Source organism: Halobacillus massiliensis, assembly GCF_900166625.1.
In the GTDB taxonomy this organism is placed as follows: domain Bacteria; phylum Bacillota; class Bacilli; order Bacillales; family Halobacillaceae; genus Halobacillus_A; species Halobacillus_A massiliensis.
This window is the reverse complement of sequence record NZ_LT800499.1, coordinates 3,119,676-3,142,163: the sequence shown is the minus strand read 5'-3', so window position 1 is coordinate 3,142,163 and position 22,488 is coordinate 3,119,676. Positions and strand designations below refer to the sequence as shown.

Here is a 22,488-nt window from a genome sequence, read left to right as displayed (position 1 = left end):
TTCAGCCCTGATACAACAAGGATTTGAAGGATTTTTCCAGAAAAAGCTGAAAAAACATACTTTAGGACCAAAAGTTGGAGCATTCTCTATTTAACTTTTGGCAACATCTCCTGTGCCAAACATGCATTTAGATTATATTGTGTAGGGGGTGTAACCGCTTTATCATTAAATTAAAGAGAAAAAATAAAAATGAGGAGTGGTTAACTTGGCTGAACAAGAGAAAAAGTCCGGAATGAGGGCAAGAGTGCAGAAGTTCGGTAGTTTTTTAAGCGGAATGATTATGCCGAACATTGCCGCCTTTATAGCCTGGGGTATTATTACTGCATTATTTATTGAAACAGGGTGGCTGCCTAATGCAAACTTAGCCGAAATGGTAGAACCGATTTTATTCTATCTTCTGCCAATTCTTATCGCTTTTACAGGCGGACGTTTAGTACACGGGCTGCGAGGCGGAGTAGTTGGAGCGATAGCTGTAATGGGTGTTATTGTCTCTGCAGATTCTCCGATGTTCCTTGGAGCTATGGTAATGGGGCCGATCGGCGGTTATGCGATCAAGCAGTTTGACAAGCTTATTGAAGGCCGTATCCGCCAAGGCTTTGAAATGCTTGTCAATAACTTTTCTGCAGGTATTTTAGGGTCTATTCTTACAATCATTTCTTATTATGTTGCAGGTCCGGTAATATCTGGACTTACCAGAGCATTAGCAGCTGGTGTGGAATTCTTAATAAATACTGGACTTCTGCCGCTCGTTAATATCTTCATCGAACCGGCAAAAGTTCTTTTCTTAAACAATGCGATTAACCACGGGATTTTAAATCCTATTGGTGCGAGCCAGCAGCAAGAGATGGGACAGTCTATTCTGTTCATGCTGGAGTCCAACCCTGGTCCGGGTCTTGGAATACTGCTTGCTTTTATGGTATTTGGGAAAGGCGTATCCAAGCAAACAGCTCCTGGAGCAGCCATTATTCATTTCTTAGGTGGTATTCATGAAATTTACTTCCCTTATGTTTTGTCTAAGCCAGCTTTAATCTTAGCAGCTATTGCCGGTGGTGTGAGTGGTACGGCGACTTTTGCAGCCTTTGGTGTGGGGCTGAGCGCGACACCATCTCCGGGTAGTATTTTTGCTTATCTTGCCCTGACGCCACGTGGTAATTATGTAGGTGTTCTGCTGGGTGTAATTATTGCAACAGCTGTTTCCTTCATTGTAGCTTCTCTTATTCTGAAAATGAGCAAACAGGAGGAAGAAGGAGATTTAACAGAGGCTACGGCTAGAATGGAAAGCATGAAAGGTAAGAAGAGCAGTGTGTCTGGAAATTTAACAGAAGAAAAAGAAACTCAGCCGACCCAAACCTCTACAGATGTAGTACCTGCTTTAAACAGAGAAAAGGTGGAAAAGATCATTTTTGCCTGTGATGCAGGAATGGGGTCAAGTGCCATGGGGTCCTCTTTACTGAAGAATAAATTCAAAAAAGCAGGAATTGATATTAATGTCACTAATATGGCCATTAATGACCTTCCATCTGATGTAGATGTCGTAATTACTCATAAAGATTTAACAGAACGTGCGATTCAAAGAGTTCCAGATGCCCACCATATTTCGGTTGATAATTTCCTTAATAGTCCAAAATATGATGAGCTGGTAGCTGAACTAAAGGAAGATGATCAGGAAGAAGGAGCAGGGACACAGTCGACGCAACGTTCTACAGATGAAGTGCCTGCTTTAAACAGAGAAAAGGTGGAAAAGATTATTTTTGCCTGTGATGCAGGAATGGGGTCAAGTGCCATGGGGTCCTCTTTACTGAAGAATAAGTTCAAAAAAGCAGGAATTGATATTAATGTCACTAATATGGCCATCAATGACCTTCCTTCCGATGTAGATGTCGTAATTACTCATAAAGATTTAACAGAGCGTGCGATTCAAAAAGTTCCAGGAGCTTATCATATTTCTGTAGATAACTTCTTAAACAGCCCTAAATATGAGGAACTCGTAGAAGAATTAAAGGAAGATAAATAAAACGAAAAGGCCTGAAATCTATCTCAGGCCTTTTCTATTAAAAATTGTCACCATCAGTATTGAAAGAATTTGCTTTACTTATCATTGAGGGCAAAAGGATAAAGTCATATGATGAATGTATAAACTACAAGTATAAATCTATGAAGAGGAGGTGGAAGCCAATGTATATGACAGCAAGAGAAAGAAAAATTATCGATTATCTGTTTGGCACGGATGAGACGGTAACTGTGAAGGAAATTGCCGAAGAACTTGATGTAAGTACAAGAACTATTCACCGCGACATTAAAGGAGTAGAAAATATTCTTACATCCTTTGATCTGCATCTTGAGAAAAAGACCGGGAGCGGACTGGAAGTTCAAGGAGCTCAAGAAAACCGAAAGAAGCTGCTGGAAACTCTCCGTCAGCAGATGCCTTCTGATTACACATCTGAAGAAAGGCACGTCATTATTCTATCAAGGCTCTTGGAAGCCAGGGAACCTGTAAAGCTCTTCACACTTGCGAATGAACTAGGTGTAACTGTCGCCACGATCAGCAATGATTTAGATAAAATTGAAGATGATTTATACGGCTTCCATCTCACTCTTCTTCGAAAACGCGGCTATGGTGTTGAAGTTCAGGGGAATGAAAGTAAAATCCGTGAAGCGATAAGTTTTCTTATTATGCACCATATGGATGAATTGGATTTTATAAAAATTTTACGTGAAAACCTGGGGAATTCTTCTGCGGAAACCGTTGATACTGTATCTGATCAGCTGCTCGGGCTTGTAGATAAAGAGAAGCTGATGCTGATTGAAAGAAGTGTGGAACAAATTCGATCTTCTTTAACTTATGACTTAGCTGACAGTGCCTATATTGGACTTGTCATTCACTTAGCATTGGCGTTAGAGCGGATTCAGCAGGGCGAAATTATTGAAATTGACGAGAACTATTTATCACAGCTAAGGCAGACAAAAGAATTTTCACTGGCCAGCCGTTTAATCGATCAGCTGGAATCCACCTTTGAGTTGAAGATTCCAGAGGCAGAAACAGGATATATTACGATGCACCTTATGGGTGCGAAAATTCGCTATAATCAGGACTCTTTTCTTGAATCAACAAGCTTAAGTGTGGCTTTTAAGGCTAAGCAGCTGATTGACTTTATTTCAAAAGAGATTGGTGTAAACCTTCATGATTCATCGCATTTGCTAAATGATTTAGTCGTTCATTTAAAACCGAGCATCTATCGTATTCAGCAGCAGATGGATATTCAGAACCCTTTAATGGATCAGATTGAGACAGACTACAGGGATCTATTTCGAATAGTCGAGGACGCCGTCAAACATGTCTTTCCTGAATTTCAGTTTCCAAAAGAAGAAACCGCATATCTTGTTATGCACTTTGCTTCAGCTCTATTAAATGATGAGCAAATACAAGGAGTCCGCGTATTAGTTGTCTGCTCAAGCGGTATAGGAACAGCAAAAATCCTTGCAGCAAAACTGAATCAGGAATTTAAGGAAATTGAAGAGGTTGACCATGTCTCTCTGTTTGATTTGAAGGATATTGACCGTTCAAAATATGATTTAGTTGTTTCCACAATCGGTCTCGTCGACTTCACGAATTATATTCAAGTGAGTCCGATGCTTCCGGGAAAAGATATTCAAAAGATTGAGCATGCTATTCGGCGGTTGAAGGTCACAAAACAAACGGATAGCCAGAAGGAAAGTGTACATGACCTCCCTGGTACGGATGAAACGGTTACGACCATTCAGGCATCTGTACAGGCGATTCAACGCTATGTAACTGCTGTCCAACAGCTGCTTGACTCTTTATCTGTTGAATATCTCCAATATGCCGGGATAGAAGTTGTGGAGCCGGCGGTTAATGAACTTCAAAGCAGGGAAATTATTAAAGAGGCCTTTGAAGTGAAAAAAGAACTGGCCGAACGAGAGAAACTGGGCGGTCTGGGTATTCCGGGGACAGGCATTGCACTCTACCATACTCGGACAAATCAAGTAAAACAGCCGTCGTTTACTGTTCATCTTCTCGATAAACCGGTGAAAATTATGAGCATGGATCAGGAAGAAATGGAAATGACAACTATGCTGCTAATGCTTGCACCAAAAGATTTTTATAAAGAAGGATTGGAAGTTCTCAGTTTCCTTAGTTCATTAATTGTAGAGGATTCAAAGGCTATAGAGATATTGGACTCAAAGGATCAGGATAAAATCCTTCATTATTTATCCAACCAGCTTCATTATTTTCTTAGAATAAAAATAAATCTAAAGGGAGATTGATGATAATGACAAATATTCTAACAACTGACAATGTAAAACTAAATGAAAGCTTCAGCGGTAAAGAAGACGCCATCCGCTACGTGGGAGCTGTTTTAAAAGACCATGGCTACGTAGAGGAAAGCTATATCGACGAAATGCTGAAACGCGAAGAAATCACCTCAACCTTTATGGGGAATTTTGTTGCAATCCCGCACGGAACTGAAGATGCGAAGAAAGCTGTTAATGAAACGGGGATTGCGGTTGTTACAGTACCGGATGGCGTTGATTTTGGGGATGGGAATATTGTGAAACTAATGATTGGAATTGCCGGTAAAGGCAATGATCATTTAGAAATCCTTTCTCAAATCGCCATCGTATGTTCAGAAGAAGAAAACATTGATAAAATCCTTTCAGCAGAAACTGAAGAAGAAGTCTTAGCTATTTTCAGTGAGGTGAACTAGCATGCTGGCTGTTCACTTTGGAGCAGGTAATATCGGCCGCGGATTTATCGGAGCTTTACTAGACCAGGCTGGTTATGAAACTATTTTTGTCGATGTAAATGAGCAAATTATTCAAGCCTTAAATGAAAAAAACGAATACGAAGTGATTCTTGCCGGGGGAAACCAAAAGCTGCAAGTGAAAAATGTATCCGGACTGAATAGTATGACACAGGAGGAGCAGGTAATTGAAGCCATTAAAACTGCCGATCTTGTGACAACAGCTATCGGCCCGCATATCCTGCCAAAAATTGCCCCACTACTTGCAACGGCACTAGAACGGCGATTTGTTGCGAACGATTCCCCTATTAATATTATTGCTTGTGAAAACATGATAGGTGGTAGTTCACTATTAAAGGAAAAAGTAGAAGAACAACTAGATGAAACAGCCTCCTTAAATCGTCTGGCAGGCTTTCCGAATGCCGGAGTAGATCGCATCGTACCCATTCAGCATCACGAGGATCCGCTGACAGTAGAAGTGGAGCCTTTTTATGAGTGGGTAGTAGAAACTGCGGAAATTAAAGGAGAACGTCCAGCGATTGAAGGCTTAACCTATGTGGAGGATTTAACTCCTTTTATTGAGCGTAAGCTTTTTACCGTAAATACAGGCCATGCAGCTGCGGCATATATTGGTCGTAGATATGGTTATGATACTATTCAGCAGGCGATGCAGGATGAAAAAGTGGTCGAAAAAGTACGCGGGACCCTTCAGGAGACGGGAGCTGTACTTGTAGCCAAGTATAAGTTCAATGAAGAGGAACATAATGCTTACATCGCTAAAATCATGGAACGCTTTTCAAATCCAAGTATGACAGATGAAGTGGCCCGGGTGGGAAGAGGACCGATTAGAAAACTTGGACCGCAGGATCGTCTCATTCTCCCTGCTGCTGATTATTTAGAATGGCTGGATGAAGAGCCTGTTTATCTTCCGGAAATAATTGCAGCTGCCCTTGAGTTTAATGAATCAGAAGATGAAGAAGCCCAAGAACTGCAAAAACGAGTGGAAAATGATGGAGCCATTGCAACATTAAAAGAAATTGCAAAACTATCAGACGGGCATCCGTTAATTAAATTGGTAGAGAAGCATTTATGAAAACAAAAGTGAGCCGAAATGGCTCACTTTTTTTACTTTACTTTTAAGCAGGGAGCCGGTGACCTAGCCCATTCCACTCATGGATCTCATCCTTGCTCTATCTCCCTGCAGAAGTCCCACCTTTTCCTTTGTTTTAAATTATTTAGGAAGGAAAAGACTGTTCCGTTAACTGTAGGAAGAGAAAAGCGGCTGGGAAATAACTCGCTTTTCGCGGAGAGCCGATGAGCTAGCTCGTTCCACTCACGGATCTCACCCTTGCTCTATATCCCTGTAGGAGTCACACTTTTTCCTTTGTTCTAAATTATGGAGGAAGGGAAAGGCTGTTCCGTTAACTGTAGGAAGAGAAAAGCGACTGGGAAATAACTCGCTTTCCGCGGGGAGCCGGTGAGCTAGCTCGTTTCACTCGCGGATCTCACCCGGGCTCTATCTCCCTGCAGGAGTCTCGCCATTTCCCATCCTCTTTACCATTGGAGGTATAAACGGAACGCTGTAATTTCAGTAATCGCTATTAAGGAAGTGACTTTTTCTTACTCAATGTTCCGTTACTCCTAATAAACGCGAAGGGCCGGGGGAAACGGAGAGACTCTTGAGACTCCTATGGGAGGATAGAACATGGTGAGATCCCGGAGGGCTAAAAGCCCGAGGAAGCTCACCGTTCGCCCATGGAAAGCGAGTTGTTTCCCCCGGCCCGGTTCTCCATATTCAGGCAAACGGAACAGAATTCTTTTTCATCTAAGAAGCCTTATAGGAGCCCAGAACAAGGGTGAGATTTTTAGGTTTTAGCCCCGATAAAAAACACATTTTTTACCATCCCACTAGGATACAATACATTCTTATGAGAATATATAAATATAATGAGAAAGATAAGGTGGAGTGTCAGTGACTAAAATTGCAGTAATTTCTGATATACACGGAAACAAAACAGCTCTACAGGAAGTTCTAAATGATATCCACTCCAGACAAGTCGAGAGAATCTTCTGTTTAGGTGATTTGATCGGCAAAGGACCTCAAGGTTCAGAATGTATACAGCTGATTAAGCAGCACTGCGAAAAAGTCATTCGCGGGAACTGGGATGTATTTATTCAAAATCCTGCACCCAATTCATTTATCCAATGGTTTAAGGACCGTTTAACCGAGGAGGATTATTCCTATTTATCATCCTTGCCGTTCCACATTGATATAGAATTGAATGGCCAGTTGCTTCGTTTTTTTCATGCTTCACCAAGAAGTGAATTTGAGCGAATTTTACCTCATCATTCTCTTGAAAAAAGACTCTCTATGTTTGATAACAGCCCTCATACTGGAGACACCGTTCCGCCCGCTGCTGTGTTTTACGGAGATATACATACCACTTTATTACAGACTTATAAGCAGGGGGTTCTATGTAATGTAGGAAGTGTCGGCAATTCACTTGATTTGACCGCAGCATCTTATGCGATCGTGGATGCTTCAAGGCCGAATATCGCTATCCAATTCATCCGCGTTCCATACGACAAAGAAGCAGAACTGCAAATTGCCCGTGAAGCTGGAATGCCGGAACTGGATAAATATGAGCAGGAGCTTTTGTATGCAAAGTATCGCTACTCTAAAAACTAGGGCCGCGAATCGCCCATGGGAGAGGAAGAGCTTATGAAGTTTGCGATTAATTATTCTCCAGAAGCCAAAAAGCTTGTGGATCGTCAGCAGATTGAAATAGATCTTTTTAAATGTCCTGATTTTGACAGGGAGCTTATTAAAGAAGCAGAGCTCTCAAAGCCGGCTTATATCCATTTTGATTTAAATGCAGGGGCTAGGACGGTGGATTCCGTGAACTGGAAAAACATTGATCAACTATTAAAAGTTACAGCCACTCCTTATATTAATTTACATCTCGTCGCCTACTCGGAGCACTTTCCCAGTCTGGCTGTCAATACAAGTAAGTCTGATGAGATTATTAAAATTATGGAGCCGGTAATTGAAGATATCTTTGAAGTTACTCAAAAATATGGGAAAGATCGTGTTATTTTGGAAAACGTCGTTTATCGGGACGAAAAAAGTGACATGCAGCGGGCTATTATTGATCCGAATGTAATTACTAAGGTGGTGGAGGAAACCGGGTGTGGTCTGCTGCTTGATATTGCCCACGCCCAAATGACCTGTTTTTATACAGGAGAAGATGTTTATCAATATTTAAGCAGATTCCCTGTAAATCAATTGAAAGAGCTGCATATCACCGGTATTCAAAAAAAAGACGGGAAGTTCAGGGACAGTATGCCGATGAGTCATAAAGATTGGAAGTTAGCTGAATGGGTACTCCAAAATATTAAACAAGGGATGTGGCGCGAACCATGGGTGGCTTCTTTTGAATATGGAGGAGTAGGACCTATTTTCGAATGGCGAACAAATGCGGAGATTATAAGAGAGCAGACTCCTAAGCTGTATCAATTAGTAAAGGAATGAAATTAACAAATTTTTAAAAAATAGACAGATTTACCTTTAAATGAGTCGGGTACCTTTAATTATATATCATTTAATGAGGAGGATTATTTTTGAAAAAATGGATATATAAACTGGGTATCTCGATTTTTGCTTTATCTCTTCTTAGCGCTTGCGGGGGAGAAGATGAACAGCAGGAAAATGAGGATCAGGAAATGAATGACGATATGAACGAAGAAAATTATGACGGAGATCAATCCGACGAAGGTGATGGAGGAAATGGTGCAGAGGATAATGAAGATGACCAGGAGGAAGATCAAGACAATTAATAATATAAAAAGCACTTAACGGTCGGCTTTAGCCGTTCCGTTTAAGTGCTTCTTTTTGTTCAGATTGAGCCTCCCACTCTTCATCCGTAGGCGGATATGTCCTTTTTACAAAGATGGATAGAATTAACGCTATAAACGACAATGCTGTTATAACGAGAAATGCGACATTCACGCCGTGAATTTCAGGGTGTGGAATGGTTGGACGCTGATCAGCTGTCTGAGCTGTTGTGGTCATTACTGTAACTAGAATCGCTGTTCCTACAGAAGCTGCAATTTGGCGCATCGTGTTGCTCATAGCTGCACCGTGCGGGATTAGTTTTGGCGGAAGCTGATTTAATCCTGCTGTTGTTACAGGCATCATCACCATGGCAAAACCGAACATCCGGATGGCGTACATAACTGTTAAGAACATGAGGGAAGTTTCAGCCGATAGAAAAGCAAGCCCTAAAGATGCTGCTGTCATAATAGAAAGGCCGACAATGGCTAGCAGCCTTGCACCAATTCTATCAAAAATTCTTCCCGTAATCGGAGACATAAAGCCAGAAATCAGCGCACCTGGGAGTAGTACGAGTCCAGATTCCATTGCTGTGAAGTCTCTCATATTCTGCATATATAGCGGGATAAGAGTTTCTGCCCCGATTAATCCCATAAAGCCGACCATTCCAATAATCGTAGTAATGGTAAACGTGCCAAGCTTAAAGACACGGAATTCAAGCATCGGGTGTTCCATTTTAAGCTGCCTTGTAATGAAAACTATTAATGTAAGGGCTGCAAAAATAAGAACCCCGATAGTTACTGGACTGGCCCAGCCATTATTACCGGCACTTGTAAAACCGTAAAGCAGGCTGCCAAAACCGAGAGAAGACAAAATGATAGACACAGGATCCACTTTAGGATTTTTCAGCTCTGTTACGTTTCTTAAAATATAAAAGGCAACGAAAATCATAATGATAGCTAATGGGAAAATAAACCAGAAAAGGAATCTCCAGCTGTAGTTTGCTGTTACCCATCCTGATAAAGCTGGCCCGATTGCTGGAGCGAAAGAGATAACCAGTCCGATATAGCCCATAGCTGCCCCGCGTTTTTCTACAGGGAAAATCAGCAGAAAAACAGTCTGCATTAAAGGAAGCATAACACCGGCACCTGCAGACTGAATAACTCGTCCTGCCAGCAGAAATTCAAAATTAGGAGCCAGTCCTCCCACAACAGTTCCAAAAGCAAAGATGCCCATGGCCGTAATAAATAGCTGCCTTGTTGTAAATCTTTCTATTAGAAAAGCACTGATTGGAATCATAATGCCATTCACCAGCATAAACACTGTAGTCAGCCACTGACCTGTATTAGCTGAAATATTCATTTCTTCCATAATAGGAGGAATAGCCGTAATCATCAGTGTCTGGTTTAAAATAGTAATAAACGATCCAGCAATCAGAAGTGCGGCAATGAGGACTTTATTATAATTTTGCGGCATCAGCGGTTTCCCCCTTTCTATATGCATCACAAATCCTGGAATACACGCTTAATAACTAAGGAATGATTATACTCCTTAACAGGGCAGGCATACAACTAAGATGCTTTGAAAAAAAACAAATTTTCTAATAAAAAATAATGGAAAATAAGAGACGGTGCAGACAAATAAAAAATCCGCCGGATACAGCTTCTCCGGCGGATCTATTTAATGCATGGGGAAGTATTCAGAGGAAATATATAAAGGGAGTAGTAGGATGAGTGTATAAATAAGGAAGATGATTTAATAGAAATTAAGTATATATCTACTTCAACTGAATTAAAATTATATGTTTATCGGTAAAATCATCTTCCACTGCCTATTTTCCTGTAAAGTAATAAGCGACAACTTCCTTTCCTGGAAAATTTATTTAGCTTCTAGCAGGTGAGGGAAATGACTAATTTTACGAAGGATATATAGCTTTTCTTGTGTGGAAAGCATTCTCCAGCTGCCGGCAGTAATTTTCATTCGTATTCGCCTCCTAAATAATTTTTTCTTTCTATAGTTTACTTAATACCGTTTTCTGCATAATTTTAAACAACAAAAATATCTACAAAATTTGCATAAGGGAGTATGTAAGACACTGAAACAAACAAGCAAAGTTTTTTGTTATAGATAATAAATTATAAAAATATTCAGCATACAATATGTTTAAGTGACTGGACTACCTGGGTAGAGAGGAATGTAAAATACTTTACCTGGGAGGGGTTTAAATGTCGCATCAGGAATACCAATCAACTATTGAAAAATTGCATGAATGTATGGAGGCTTGTAACCACTGCTATAATGCCTGCCTGCAAGAAGAGGATGTCAAAATGATGGCAGAATGTATTAGGACTGATCGTGAATGTGCTGATATGTGTGGATTTTTCGAACAAGCACTCACAAGAGGAACTCCATTTGTCTCAGAGTTAGCAGAAGCCTGTGCTAAAATCTGTGAAGCCTGTGGGGAAGAATGCAACAAGCATGATCACGACCATTGTAAGAAATGTGCGGACGCATGCTTTGCCTGTGCAGAAGAATGCAGAAAGCTAGTCTCATAAAGGATTTACCGAAACACCCGACCTGGTCGGGTGTTTTTTTATTTTACAAATTTGGATAAACAGGGAAGATAGAAGGAGCAATTTTTTCTAGAAAAAAATTTACACACAACCGTTGACTTCTTTTCATATCCATGTATAATTATAAACAATTAATAATAAAAATACAGAAACGATAAATGAATTCAACGACGAAGAGAGTAGACATGTTGAGAATCTCAGCGAACCAGGGCGGGTGGGAGCCTGGTATTTGAAACATATCGAAACGCACTTCCGAGAAGTTTGGGTGAATAAAGTAGCCCGGACCGGGACCTCCCGTTATCAGTATTTAAGGCGGCCTATAAACCATAGGCAAATAGAGTGGTACCGCGGACAGAATAACAAGTCCGTCTCTTTTATCCAAAAGAGGCGGACTTTTTGATGGACAATAATAAGGAGGCATTTATTATGGCAAAACCTAAAGTAGTATTAGCATATTCAGGCGGATTGGACACATCAATTTCAGTAAAATGGATTCAGGAAAAATACGGATACGATGTAATTGCTCTGGGATTAGATGTAGGCGAAGGGAAAGATCTTGAAGCGATTCGCCAAAAAGCACTGGATGTGGGTGCTATTAAGGCAATCATGGTAGATGCAAAGGAAATGCTGGCAGAGAACTATTTAATGCCTGCACTTAAAGCGAACGCATTATATGAAGGGAAATATCCTTTATCTTCAGCACTTTCCCGTCCTCTTATCTCTAAACTGCTCGTTGAGGTTGCAGAGCAGGAAGGAGCAGTGGCTGTTGCGCATGGCTGTACAGGAAAAGGGAATGATCAAGTAAGATTTGAAGTATCGATCCAAGCATTGAATCCTGACCTTGAGATCATTGCACCTGTAAGAGAATGGGGTATGACCCGTGATGAGCAGATTAAATATGCAGAAGAGAAAGGGATCCCGGTTCCTGTTAATTTAGATAATCCATTTTCAATCGATGCCAACATCTGGGGCCGTGCATGTGAAGCGGGTGTTCTTGAGGATCCGTGGCAGGAAGCTCCTGAAGCTGCTTATGCCTGGACGAATCCAATAGAAAAGACTCCTGATACACCAGATACTATTGAAATTGAATTTAATGAAGGCATACCTGTAGCGATTGATGGAAAACAGATGGACATTGTGCCATTGATTGAAAAACTAAATGAACTTGGCGGTATCCATGGCGTTGGACGTATAGACCATACAGAAAACCGTCTTGTCGGTATTAAATCAAGAGAAGTTTATGAAAACCCGGGGGCGATGATTTTAATCAATGCTCACAAAGAGCTTGAGTTCTTGACATTAACCAGAGAAGTTTCTCAATATAAAGTGAATGTGGAACAGCAGATGGCGAAAATGATCTATGATGGCCTATGGTATTCACCGCTTCAGCCGGCTTTGCAGGCATTTGTTGAAGAAACACAGAAAGTAGTAACCGGAACAGTTAAAGTGAAGCTGTTCAAAGGTCATTACAATGTGACAGGCAAAAAATCTCCTGTCAGCCTTTATAACGAAGAACTATCTACGTATTCTAAGAACGATGCATTTGATCACAATGCAGCTGTAGGCTTCATTAAGCTTTGGGGACTTCCAACGAAAGTAAATGCAGATGTGCATAAAAAACCAATTGCAGCTAAGAAAGTGCCGGTGAGTGTGAATGAGTAAGCTTTGGGGCGGAAGATTTACAAAACCAACAGATAAGCTGGTCGAAGAATATACTTCTTCGATCGGCTTTGATGTTAAATTAGCTCTACAAGATATTAAAGGCAGTCTGGCTCATGTGGATATGCTGGGGAAATGCAAGATCATTGATGAAAATGAGGCTGCTCAAATTACTGAAGGCCTGCACAAAATTCAACAGAAAATTGAAAACGGTGAAGTAGAGTTTTCCGTCGCAGATGAAGATATCCATATGAATATCGAAAAACTGCTGATTGATGAGATAGGTCCTGTCGGTGGAAAACTTCATACCGGAAGAAGCCGCAACGATCAGGTGGCCACAGATATGCACCTGTATCTAAAGGAAAAAACACAGCACTTTATTCAATTAGTGGAAGCTGTGCAGAAATCTCTGACAGAACAGGCAGAACAGCACGTAGAAACGATTATACCGGGATATACGCATCTTCAAAGGGCTCAGCCTGTATCGTTCGCCCACCATTTACTTGCATACTTCTGGATGTTTGAGCGGGATAAAGAACGTTTAAAGGATAGTTTAAAACGAATTGACTGGTCTCCTTTAGGAGCAGCTGCGCTTGCAGGTACACCTTATCCAATTGATAGAAAAATGGCGGCTGAAACACTAGGGTTTGAGCATGTGTATCCTAATTCGCTAGATGCGGTCAGTGACCGTGATTTTATTCTGGAATTCTTATCAATTTCATCTATCTTAATTACACATATTTCAAGACTGTCAGAAGAGTTGATTCTTTGGAGCAGTCAGGAATTTAATTTTATAGAACTGGATGATGCGTTTTGTACAGGCTCAAGCATAATGCCGCAGAAGAAAAATCCAGACGTGCCTGAACTTCTCCGCGGAAAAACGGGACGCATTTATGGCAATTTAATGGGTCTGTTAACACTCCTTAAAGGTCTTCCGCTCGCTTACAATAAAGATATGCAGGAAGACAAAGAGGGCATGTTTGATACGGTAGATACGCTTGATGGGGCTCTGTCCTTATTAGCGCCAATGCTCTCTACGATGGAAGTGAAAAGTGCCAATATGCGCCAGGCCGTAAATGAAGACTATTCAAACGCGACAGATATTGCTGACTATTTAGCTGTAAAAGGGCTGCCTTTCAGGGATGCCCATTCAGTAATCGGTCAAGTTGTTTTATACGCAATCAACCAGGAAAAGTTTCTGCTTGATTTAACGCTCGATGAGTATAAGCAGTTTTCTGAGCTTTTTGAAGAAGACATTTATGAAAAACTGGCGCCGGATCACGTAGTAGCTGCGAGAGCCAGTGAAGGCGGTACAGGGTTTGAGCAGGTGAAAGAACAGCTCTCACTTGCAAAGAATCACCTTTCCTAGGTATATCAGCGGAATTTTCTGAAAGTAGTTGACTTTAGAATTGATTATTTGTAGTATGCAAGTAACTTCATAACGGCAATAGCACTTTCTTATAGAGAGCAGGCTGGGGGACTTGTCCCTTTGACGCCCGGCAGCCGGTCTTTGGACGAGGTGCTCTTTTCGACAGATATACGTCCAACAGATGAGATCTTCTGCCTCTTTCCATTTTGGAAAGAGGCTTTCTTAATTTATAGTGCATTCGCTATGAAGCTTAATGCTAAAGGAGGCATGTCAAAATGAATGCTGTTATATTAGATGGAGTCCGCACCCCTTTTGGAAAGTGGAAAGGGGGATTTACAAAGTTAAACGCAAAAGATTTAGGCGTATACGCTGCAAAAGAACTTGTAGAACGCGTACCAGAAACAAAGGATGCAAGCGGGGTAATACTAGCTCAAGTCATTCAAGCTGGTCAGGGCCAGAATCCAGCAAGAAACGTAGCTGTAAAATCAGGAATTTCACTTGAAGTTCCGGCCATTACCATTAATAATGTCTGCCTTGGAGGTCTCGCCACGGTTATTGATGCGACAAGAAGAATTCAATTGGATGAAGGAGAATTATACGTAACCGGTGGATTTGATTCAATGACGAATGCTCCCCATGTAGCGTCCCTTCGCAATGGTGCAGGGGCAGGCTCTTTAGAAATGACCGACTCTCTCATAAATGATGGACTTTGGTGTTCTTTAAGTGACCAGTCCATGGGCCTCTTAACTGATGAACAGAATGAAAGTTTCTCTATTAATAGAGAGGAACAGGATAAATTCGCGTTAAATTCCCATTTAAAAGCAGCAAAGGCTCAAGAAGAAGGCTGGCTGGATGATGAGATTGTTCCTGTTTTCAATGGCCGGGAAGAGCTCAGACATGATGAAGGAGTACGGGCCGGTTCTACTATTGAAAAGTTAAACTCTCTGAAACCTGCATTTAGAAAAGGCGGCACAATCACTGCAGGAAATGCCTCCCAGATGTCTGATGGAGCAAGCATAGGCCTGGTTTCGACAGAGAGATATGCAGAGAAGATAGGGAAGACACCCCTTGCCAGAATAATTGGCTGGTCGGAAACAGCCGGTCCAGATGCTAGTCTTCACACCAAGCCGGCTGATGCTATCAATAAAATCCTAAGAGGACATGGGTTAACAAAAGATGACATTGACCTATTTGAAATAAATGAAGCTTTTGCCAGTGTGGCGATCGCGAGTATGAACGAATTGGAGCTGGAGCCTGATAAAGTAAACATAAACGGCGGAGCGATTGCCATTGGACACCCGCTTGGCGGAACAGGATTCCGGTTGATGCTAACCCTTATTCATGCATTAAAACGCCGCGGCGGAGGAAGAGGCATCGCTTCCCTATGTGGAGGCGGCGGCCAAGGATATGCGATCCTCATAGAAGTTCCGGCGGAATGGGTCTGATTTGTAAGTGAACTTTTTCTAAGAAAAAAGAAGCCGCTGCCTCAGTTAGAAAAGATTCGAACCTTAGGAATCAATCGCTTTTTAGAGGAGAGCCGGTGAGCTAGCTCGTTCCACTCGCGGATCTCACCTTGGTTCTATCTCCCTGCAGGAGTCTCGCCATTTCCCAGCCTCTTTATCTTTAGGAGTGGAAACGGAACGCTAAAAATCCAGTGTGAAAGATCTTTAAGCTCGCTTTCGTAAGGTTCCGTTACTCTTAAAACCATAAAGGGCCGGGGGAAACGGCGAGACTCCTATGGGAGGATAGAACAGGGTGAGATCCCGGAAGGCTTTGCCTGAGGAAGCTCACCGTTCGCCCATGGAAAGCGAGTCTTTCCCCAGGCACGGTTCTCTATATTCAGGCAAACGGAACAGGAAGCTCATATTTCTGAGAATCAAAGAATCCTCTCCAGGCCCGGTGCTTCTTCCTTAGGATAAACAGAACTATTTTCTCATGATACTTTAACATTGTTATATTTAAGGTCATTTGGGGAATAGTGAAAATATCTCAAAGAATTCTAAAAGGAGAGGGAACTTACGATGAAGAAGCATGTAGAAGCCTATTTCAAAAATGAAAACGATGCCGAAGGCGCACGCGCTGCCCTTCAGAAAATGCCTGTTGAAAATGATATAGTTGAAGCTATCCCCGAAGGAAGAAATGTAACAGGAGTTGTCCCTGTGCTTAATCAAAGCGGAACTTCAGCAGTTACAGGAGTAGCCGGTTTTACAGATTTCCTTAACCCTAAAAAAGACAGCCAAAAAGAAGATATAGAGGAGGAAGCCGGACATTTAACCCAGCTTCTTCAGTTTGATGTTGCAGAAGAAAATTATAAAGAAGCTTTGACAATTCTTAAAGAAAATAAGGCACATATGAATCAGGACGATATTTAAAACAGGGCTGTCATAATGACGGCCCTGTTTTTGGTTTATATATCACATGTACATACTGGCAAGAAATATACCCAGCGTTTTTTGATAAATTTCATCAAACTGGCTGATTGGCAGCGGGTTCATCCCCTGACCAAGTTCAACGGTAAAACCAGGTTCTCTGAAATCTTGAATAAACCAGTCTTTGTACCCGGCAAAGCTATCTACATACCGGATTGGCTCATATCCGCTGACTCTTGAAAATTCATTGACAATAGCTCGTGATCGTGGAGGCTCCAGGCCTTCAAATCCCCAAAATATAACCTCCCCTTGTGTATGAAAAGCCAGCATTTTTTCGAAATCTAATTCGCCTGCAAGCTCAGCCATGGCAATAGATTCAGGCTCGGTAAGCGGTTCGTACCCTGGAAAATCTCTTGGAGCAGGTTCTTTAGGTTTGCGTTCAGCTTCCAATTCCCATTTAGCCGGGAATTGTTTGTTAAGATCTACTCCGCGGATGTTAGCTTTCCAGCCATTGAATTCAGTGCTTCCCCGATTAATTCTCAATGCTTCTTCCCCATAGCTTCCTGCTGGTGGCCCGTTTAATACAAGATCAACTCCATCGGGATCAACCATCGGTACAATTGACAAAGTTACGTCATTGTAAAAGGGAAGCATACGGCGGCCCCGGATAACTTCGTTGTTCGTTAATGACAGGAGATATTCGTTTACAAACTGCATTATAACAGCAGTAGTTATCCATTCATTGGCGTGAAAGGAGCCGTTCCAATGAACGAGTTTGCTGCCATTCCCAATCTGGAATTCAATTAATTCTTTGCCCATGACACTTGTACCAATTGAACGTCGTCTTAGGAAGGGGTACAGCTTCGATAATGCGGCAATGTCAGTCGTTAGAATGGTGGAATCATAATTTTGCCTGGGATTAATGATTGTGCTCGTTACACGAAATGGAACCTCTATCGTCTGACCAATCTGCAGGTCATTAAAATTTACTTCAGGGTTGGCCAACAGCAACGTATCAATGGAAACTCGGTTTTGAGTGGCAATCTTATAAAAGCTGTCTCCATTTTTAATTGTATAGGACCGTAAACGGTATCCTGGTATTTGAACAGCTTGACCAGTCGACAAGGCATTAGGGTTTAATGTAGGATTAGAATGAATAATGAGAGGTAATGGAACATTAAAAGCACGGGCATAAGACCATAAGGAATCTCCCGGCCGTATAAGGATTTCCATGAATTTCTGCCTCCTTATAGTCGTTTACAATACTATATGGCCAGGCATTATTAAAAATGTTTCTAATCTTCAAATCAAAAGAAAGCAGGTATTAACTAATAATGAATTTTAAAGAGCTCGGGGTGTCCCCGTTTTTTATTGAAAAATTGAAAGAACAGAACATTGCAGCCCCTACTGACATACAGGTGGAGGCAATTCCTGCCCTGCTTGAAGGAAAAGATATCGTAGCACAGGCGCAGACAGGTACGGGGAAGACGCTCGCTTTTTTATTACCTCTTTTACAAGAGGTAGAAAGCTCCGAAAAATATGTCCAAGGTTTAATCATTACTCCAACCCGTGAGCTTGCTTTACAGATAACTACGGAACTCGAAAAACTTGTTTCAGAAGAAACTCAGGTTCTATCTGTCTATGGGGGACAGGATGTAAATCGACAAATAAAAAAACTTGAAGGTCACCCTCATATCATTATCGCTACACCTGGCAGACTGTTGGATCACTTAAATAGAGAAACCGTAGATTTATCTAAAGTGAAATATGTGATTCTTGATGAAGCTGACCAAATGCTGGAGACAGGTTTTCTCCCTGAAGTGGAAAATATATTATCATATACTCCTTCCAGCCGCCAAACAGGCGCCTTTTCCGCTACAATTTCTCCTAAAGTAAATAAGCTAGCGAAAAAATATTTGAAAAAACCTCTTCGTATTCAAATAAAATCAGAAGCGGTAACCTTATCTGAAATTAAACAGCTGCTTTATAAAACAACAGACCGGGCTAAACAAGAGATGCTTATTGAAATTATGAAAGAACATCGTCCGTTTTTAGCTGTGATTTTCTGCCGTACGAAACGAAGGGCCAGTAAGTTATATGGAGCATTAAAGAGTGCTGGCTTTAACGTGGATGAACTACATGGAGATTTGTCGCAGAACAAGCGGGAGAAAGTAATGAAAAGTTTCAGAGAAGCTCAGATTCAATATCTAGTGGCCACGGATGTAGCCGCAAGAGGGCTTGATGTCGAAGGAGTCACTCATGTCTTTAATTATGATATCCCACAGGATTCTGAAAGCTACATTCATCGTATCGGCCGAACCGGCCGGGCCGGGGGAAAAGGACTGGCAATCACTTTTGCTGCTCCCAAAGATATGCAGGCTTTAGAGCTTATTGAGAAAAGAATTGGAGAGAAATTACAGCGTCGTTCACTGAAAACGTTGGCTCCTGGAAAACGTGAGACGGAACCAGTTGTTAAGGAAAAACGATATACTAAACGGAAAAAGAGATGAAAAAAAGCTGCCGAGCATAAGTTTCGGCAGCTTTTTTAATTCATGAGGTTTCATTTAAATGATAAGAGAAAAAATCAAGAACGTTGTGCAATTATTTCTTATATGATAAAGTAATAATATAATTCCAAGTAACCTTATAGGAATTATGAATAATGAGGGGATGAATGAAGATGGGAATAGAATTTGTGGATCTTTTTAATCAATGGGCGAGCTCATATGATGATACGGTAAACGGAAGTGATCCCGAATATAAAGAAGTGTTCGCAGGATACGAGCAGATGCTTCAGGAGCTAGCGGACATAGCTATATCCCCAGTCCTCGAATTTGGAGTAGGCACGGCTAATTTAACAAAAAAAATGACAGATCAAAATAAAGTGGTGATCGGGATCGAGCCTTCTGATGAAATGCGGAAGATAGCTCTTGTTAAATGCCCTGAAGCTGCTATTTATCGCGGAGACTTTATTAATTTTCCGTCTTTGCAGACACCGGTTCGTTCTGTAGTCAGTTCATTTGCATTTCATCACTTAAATGACCAGGAGAAACGCTTAGCGCTTAAGCAATATTATGATAAACTGGAAGCAGATGGAGAAGTAATTTTTATAGATACCCTGTTTAAAGATGAAGCATATAAGCAGCAATTAATTCAGGAAGCTGAGGATCAAGGACACCTGAATCTAGCACAGGATCTTCGGGAGGAGTACTATCCTTTTCTTGAAGATTTAGAGCAGATGTTTCTACAATTAGGCTATGTAGTTTCATTTAAGCAGTTGAACAAATTTGCCTGGTTAATTCATGCTAAAAAAGGAGAATGATGTATGCCAAAAATGAACGTAGAAAGCTTTAATCTTGACCACACGAAAGTCAAAGCACCTTATGTACGCTTAGTAGGCGTGACGGAAGGCGAACATGGCGATAAAATTTACAAATATGACATCCGTTTAAAACAGCCTAACAAAGAGCATATGCAAATGCCGTCTCTGCATTCTCTTGAGCACTTAATGGCTGAAAAGAGCCGGGATCACCATGACCGGATCATTGATATAGGACCGATGGGGTGCCAGACAGGTTTTTACTTGGCTGTTCTCAATGACGATAGTTATGAAAATGTATTAGAGGTGTTGGAAAAAACATTACAGGACGTACTTAAAGCTGATGAAGTGCCGGCCTGTAATGAGGTGCAGTGCGGTTTTGCAGCCAGCCACAGCCTTGAAGGAGCAAAAGAACTTGCTCAAGAACTTCTTGATAAACGTAATGAATGGACTGAAGTTTTCTAACTGCAGAAGGTGAGGAAAGCACAATGGGATACGTGAAGAGTGTTCAATCCTTAATTGGAAGGACGCCGATGATTGAAATCAGTCATATAGCGATTCCAAACAATGCACGGATTTTTGCAAAGCTTGAATTTATGAACCCAGGCGGAAGTATTAAAGACCGTCTGGGTTTAAAACTGATTGAAGATGCTGAAACGAAAGGATTACTAAAGCCTGGCGGCACTATTATTGAACCAACGGCCGGCAACACTGGCATCGGTCTTGCAATGGCAGCAGTCGGTAAAGGCTATCGCGTAATCTTTGTTGTTCCCCAAAAGTTCAGTCAGGAAAAACAAACGCTGATGAAAGCCCTGGGCGCCCAAATTGTTAATACAAAAACATCATTAGGAATGAAAGGAGCTATTGAAAAAGCTAAGGAATTACAGAGAGATATCGAAAACTCTTATAGTCCTCAGCAATTTTCAAACTCTGCAAATCCTGCCGCATACTATGAGACTCTTGGACCGGAAATTTATGAAGACATGGATGGGGAAGTGGATATTTTTGTTGCGGGCGGCGGTACAGGCGGTACTTTTATGGGAACGTCTCAATTCTTAAAAGAAAAAAATCCAAAGATAAAAACAGTAATCGTGGAACCTCAAGGCTCTATCTTAAATGGAGGCAAATCAGGTCCACACCGGACGGAAGGCATAGGAATGGAGTTTTTGCCGGAGTATATGGATAAGCGATACTTTGATTCCATTCATACGATAACTGATGAAATCGCTTTCTCCAGGCTTAAAAAACTTGCGCTGCATGAGGGGCTTCTTGTGGCTAGCTCTTCTGGCGCAGCCTTTGAAGCTGCGATGAGGGAAGCGGAGTCAGCGGAGCCGGGAACAAAAATTGTTACCATTTTTCCAGACAGCAGTGAACGATATATCAGTCAGGGTATTTACGAGGAGGAAATAAAATGAGGAAGAAAACCCAGCTAATTCATGGAGGCATTACAGGAGATGAAAAGACAGGAGCTGTTTCTGTCCCAATTTATCAAGTAAGTACGTACAAACAGGAAGGTGTGGGCAAACACTCTGGTTATGAATATTCACGAACGGGAAACCCTACGCGGTTTGCTTTAGAAGAATTAATTAAAGAGCTGGAGGGCGGTTATGCAGGCTTTGCTTTCGGCTCCGGTATGGCAGCCATTACTGCTGTATTAATGACATATAATCAAGGAGATCATATAGTTTTTACTGATGATGTATATGGGGGCAGCTACAGGCTTGTATCTAAAGTGATGAACCGTTTTGGCATTGAAGCAAGCTTTGTAGACACGAGCCATATTGAAAACATCGAAGCCGCGGTTAATGACCGGACGAAAGCAATTTATGTAGAAACACCGACAAATCCGTTATTAAAAATAACCGACATGAATAAAGTTTCAGAGCTGGCAAAGTCTAAAGACTTAACCTTCATTGTCGACAATACATTCAGCACACCTTATTGGCAGAATCCAATAGATTTTGGAGCTGACGTGGTGCTTCATAGTGCGACTAAATATCTTGGAGGCCACAGCGATGTGGTTGCAGGCTTAGTTGTTGTTAATTCAAAGCAGCTGGCTGAAGATGTACATTTCGTATTGAATTCTTCAGGGGGCATTTTAGGGCCGCAAGATTCCTGGCTGTTAATGCGTGGAATTAAAACGCTTGGGGTGCGTATGGAAGAAATTGAAAGTAATACAAAGCAGTTTGTAGAATTTTTAGAAGGACTGCCTGAGATTACAAACATTTACTATCCAGGACTTGAATCTCACGCCGGTCATGAAGTTCATAAGAAGCAGGCAAAAGGAAATGGCGGCATGATTTCCTTTGACGTAGGAAGCGGGGAAAAAGCAGATAAGGTACTGCGAAATGTTAAGTATTTCACTCTGGCAGAAAGTCTTGGAGCTGTGGAAAGCTTAATATCGGTCCCTGCCATGATGACTCATGCGTCCATACCAGCAGATCGCAGAGCAGAACTCGGAATTTCTGATGGGCTCGTGCGTGTTTCCATTGGACTTGAGGATATTGAAGATTTAAAAGAAGATTTTCTGGAAGCATTAAGAAAGTAATACGGTTGTCGAGAGTTACTCGACTTCCGTATTTTTTTTTTTTTTTTTTTTTTTTT

19 protein-coding genes and 1 other annotated feature are annotated in these 22,488 nt (G+C 41.5%); of the genes, 17 read left to right on the top strand and 2 right to left on the bottom strand.

The annotated features are described in order from the left end of the window. Positions 1-205: 205 nt before the first annotated feature. The 7 genes from B7E06_RS15625 (at position 206) to B7E06_RS15595 (ending at position 8,600) form a co-directional block, all read left to right on the top strand. Positions 206-2,014, top strand: a complete 1,809-nt coding sequence (locus B7E06_RS15625; protein WP_281249109.1) for a PTS mannitol transporter subunit IIBC — start codon at positions 206-208, stop codon at positions 2,012-2,014. A gap of 161 nt (positions 2,015-2,175) precedes the next feature. After that, positions 2,176-4,287 carry a BglG family transcription antiterminator gene (locus tag B7E06_RS15620; RefSeq protein ID WP_179134067.1) on the top strand — a complete coding sequence of 704 codons (2,112 nt, stop codon included), beginning with the start codon at positions 2,176-2,178 and terminating at the stop codon, positions 4,285-4,287. Between the two features lie 2 nt (positions 4,288-4,289). Continuing rightward, positions 4,290-4,727, top strand: a complete 438-nt coding sequence (locus B7E06_RS15615) for a PTS mannitol transporter subunit IIA (RefSeq protein ID WP_179134141.1) — start codon at positions 4,290-4,292, stop codon at positions 4,725-4,727. A gap of 1 nt (position 4,728) precedes the next feature. Then, on the top strand, positions 4,729-5,856 hold the full coding sequence (locus B7E06_RS15610; protein WP_082234864.1) for a mannitol-1-phosphate 5-dehydrogenase: 1,128 nt from the start codon (positions 4,729-4,731) through the stop codon (positions 5,854-5,856). Positions 5,857-6,735: 879 nt separating this feature from the next. Continuing rightward, entirely contained in the window at positions 6,736-7,452 is a 717-nt protein-coding gene (locus B7E06_RS15605; RefSeq protein WP_082234863.1) for a metallophosphoesterase family protein, read from the top strand. A gap of 33 nt (positions 7,453-7,485) precedes the next feature. Further along, positions 7,486-8,295 carry a multinuclear nonheme iron-dependent oxidase gene (locus B7E06_RS15600; RefSeq protein ID WP_179134066.1) on the top strand — a complete coding sequence of 270 codons (810 nt, stop codon included), beginning with the start codon at positions 7,486-7,488 and terminating at the stop codon, positions 8,293-8,295. A gap of 89 nt (positions 8,296-8,384) precedes the next feature. Beyond that, entirely contained in the window at positions 8,385-8,600 is a 216-nt protein-coding gene (locus tag B7E06_RS15595) for a hypothetical protein (RefSeq protein WP_082234861.1), read from the top strand. A gap of 28 nt (positions 8,601-8,628) precedes the next feature. Here B7E06_RS15595 and B7E06_RS15590 read toward each other — a convergent pair whose 3' ends face one another. After that, a complete protein-coding gene (locus tag B7E06_RS15590) occupies positions 8,629-10,071 on the bottom strand; it encodes an MDR family MFS transporter (RefSeq protein ID WP_082234860.1) in 1,443 nt (480 codons plus the stop codon). Between the two features lie 749 nt (positions 10,072-10,820). Here B7E06_RS15590 and B7E06_RS15585 point away from each other — a divergent pair. From B7E06_RS15585 to B7E06_RS15565, 5 genes are all read left to right on the top strand, one after another. Beyond that, entirely contained in the window at positions 10,821-11,150 is a 330-nt protein-coding gene (locus B7E06_RS15585; RefSeq protein WP_082234859.1) for a four-helix bundle copper-binding protein, read from the top strand. 176 nt (positions 11,151-11,326) lie between these two features. Beyond that, positions 11,327-11,544, top strand: a binding site (T-box leader). Between the two features lie 50 nt (positions 11,545-11,594). Next, on the top strand, positions 11,595-12,830 hold the full coding sequence (locus B7E06_RS15580) for an argininosuccinate synthase (protein WP_082234858.1): 1,236 nt from the start codon (positions 11,595-11,597) through the stop codon (positions 12,828-12,830). Next, positions 12,823-14,196: an argininosuccinate lyase gene (argH, locus tag B7E06_RS15575; protein WP_082234857.1), complete on the top strand. Its 1,374-nt coding sequence runs from the start codon at positions 12,823-12,825 to the stop codon at positions 14,194-14,196. The genes B7E06_RS15580 and argH overlap by 8 nt, the downstream gene beginning before the upstream one ends. A gap of 275 nt (positions 14,197-14,471) precedes the next feature. Beyond that, positions 14,472-15,641 (top strand): acetyl-CoA C-acyltransferase, encoded by a 1,170-nt coding sequence (locus tag B7E06_RS15570; RefSeq protein ID WP_082234856.1) that lies wholly within the window; start codon positions 14,472-14,474, stop codon positions 15,639-15,641. Between the two features lie 576 nt (positions 15,642-16,217). Next, positions 16,218-16,568 carry a hypothetical protein gene (locus B7E06_RS15565; protein ID WP_082234855.1) on the top strand — a complete coding sequence of 117 codons (351 nt, stop codon included), beginning with the start codon at positions 16,218-16,220 and terminating at the stop codon, positions 16,566-16,568. A gap of 42 nt (positions 16,569-16,610) precedes the next feature. On the opposite strand, the gene B7E06_RS15560 is transcribed toward B7E06_RS15565, so the two are convergent. Continuing rightward, positions 16,611-17,798 carry a M14 family metallopeptidase gene (locus B7E06_RS15560; RefSeq protein WP_082234854.1) on the bottom strand — a complete coding sequence of 396 codons (1,188 nt, stop codon included), beginning with the start codon at positions 17,796-17,798 and terminating at the stop codon, positions 16,611-16,613. A gap of 101 nt (positions 17,799-17,899) precedes the next feature. Here B7E06_RS15560 and B7E06_RS15555 point away from each other — a divergent pair, with 101 nt between their 5' ends. The 5 genes from B7E06_RS15555 to B7E06_RS15535 all read left to right on the top strand — a co-directional run bounded on the left by B7E06_RS15555 (position 17,900) and on the right by B7E06_RS15535 (position 22,432). Continuing rightward, the gene (locus B7E06_RS15555; protein WP_143414507.1) at positions 17,900-19,075 is read left to right on the top strand and encodes a DEAD/DEAH box helicase; all 1,176 of its coding nucleotides are present in this window, start codon (positions 17,900-17,902) and stop codon (positions 19,073-19,075) included. A gap of 170 nt (positions 19,076-19,245) precedes the next feature. Continuing rightward, positions 19,246-19,887 carry a class I SAM-dependent DNA methyltransferase gene (locus B7E06_RS15550; RefSeq protein ID WP_082234852.1) on the top strand — a complete coding sequence of 214 codons (642 nt, stop codon included), beginning with the start codon at positions 19,246-19,248 and terminating at the stop codon, positions 19,885-19,887. Positions 19,888-19,890: 3 nt separating this feature from the next. Then, positions 19,891-20,349: an S-ribosylhomocysteine lyase gene (locus B7E06_RS15545; protein WP_082234851.1), complete on the top strand. Its 459-nt coding sequence runs from the start codon at positions 19,891-19,893 to the stop codon at positions 20,347-20,349. A gap of 23 nt (positions 20,350-20,372) precedes the next feature. Further along, positions 20,373-21,299, top strand: coding sequence for a PLP-dependent cysteine synthase family protein (locus B7E06_RS15540; RefSeq protein WP_082234850.1), 927 nt, complete (start codon positions 20,373-20,375; stop codon positions 21,297-21,299). Then, positions 21,296-22,432 (top strand): bifunctional cystathionine gamma-lyase/homocysteine desulfhydrase, encoded by a 1,137-nt coding sequence (locus B7E06_RS15535; protein ID WP_082234849.1) that lies wholly within the window; start codon positions 21,296-21,298, stop codon positions 22,430-22,432. Before B7E06_RS15540 ends, B7E06_RS15535 begins: the two co-directional genes overlap by 4 nt. Positions 22,433-22,488: the final 56 nt, after the last annotated feature.

Bases quoted from the DNA above. Each gene is read 5' to 3' on its own strand.
- B7E06_RS15600 (WP_179134066.1), top strand. From the start codon at position 7,486: ATGAAGTTTGCGATTAATTATTCTCCAGAAGCCAAAAAGCTTGTGGAT.
- B7E06_RS15565 (WP_082234855.1), top strand. From the start codon at position 16,218: ATGAAGAAGCATGTAGAAGCCTATTTCAAAAATGAAAACGATGCCGAA.
- B7E06_RS15550 (WP_082234852.1), top strand. From the start codon at position 19,246: ATGGGAATAGAATTTGTGGATCTTTTTAATCAATGGGCGAGCTCATAT.
- B7E06_RS15610 (WP_082234864.1), top strand. From the start codon at position 4,729: ATGCTGGCTGTTCACTTTGGAGCAGGTAATATCGGCCGCGGATTTATC.
- B7E06_RS15560 (WP_082234854.1), bottom strand. From the start codon at position 17,798: ATGGAAATCCTTATACGGCCGGGAGATTCCTTATGGTCTTATGCCCGT.
- B7E06_RS15590 (WP_082234860.1), bottom strand. From the start codon at position 10,071: ATGCCGCAAAATTATAATAAAGTCCTCATTGCCGCACTTCTGATTGCT.
- B7E06_RS15545 (WP_082234851.1), top strand. From the start codon at position 19,891: ATGCCAAAAATGAACGTAGAAAGCTTTAATCTTGACCACACGAAAGTC.
- B7E06_RS15555 (WP_143414507.1), top strand. From the start codon at position 17,900: ATGAATTTTAAAGAGCTCGGGGTGTCCCCGTTTTTTATTGAAAAATTG.
- B7E06_RS15620 (WP_179134067.1), top strand. From the start codon at position 2,176: ATGTATATGACAGCAAGAGAAAGAAAAATTATCGATTATCTGTTTGGC.
- B7E06_RS15535 (WP_082234849.1), top strand. From the start codon at position 21,296: ATGAGGAAGAAAACCCAGCTAATTCATGGAGGCATTACAGGAGATGAA.
- argH (WP_082234857.1), top strand. From the start codon at position 12,823: ATGAGTAAGCTTTGGGGCGGAAGATTTACAAAACCAACAGATAAGCTG.
- B7E06_RS15540 (WP_082234850.1), top strand. From the start codon at position 20,373: ATGGGATACGTGAAGAGTGTTCAATCCTTAATTGGAAGGACGCCGATG.
- B7E06_RS15585 (WP_082234859.1), top strand. From the start codon at position 10,821: ATGTCGCATCAGGAATACCAATCAACTATTGAAAAATTGCATGAATGT.
- B7E06_RS15580 (WP_082234858.1), top strand. From the start codon at position 11,595: ATGGCAAAACCTAAAGTAGTATTAGCATATTCAGGCGGATTGGACACA.
- B7E06_RS15570 (WP_082234856.1), top strand. From the start codon at position 14,472: ATGAATGCTGTTATATTAGATGGAGTCCGCACCCCTTTTGGAAAGTGG.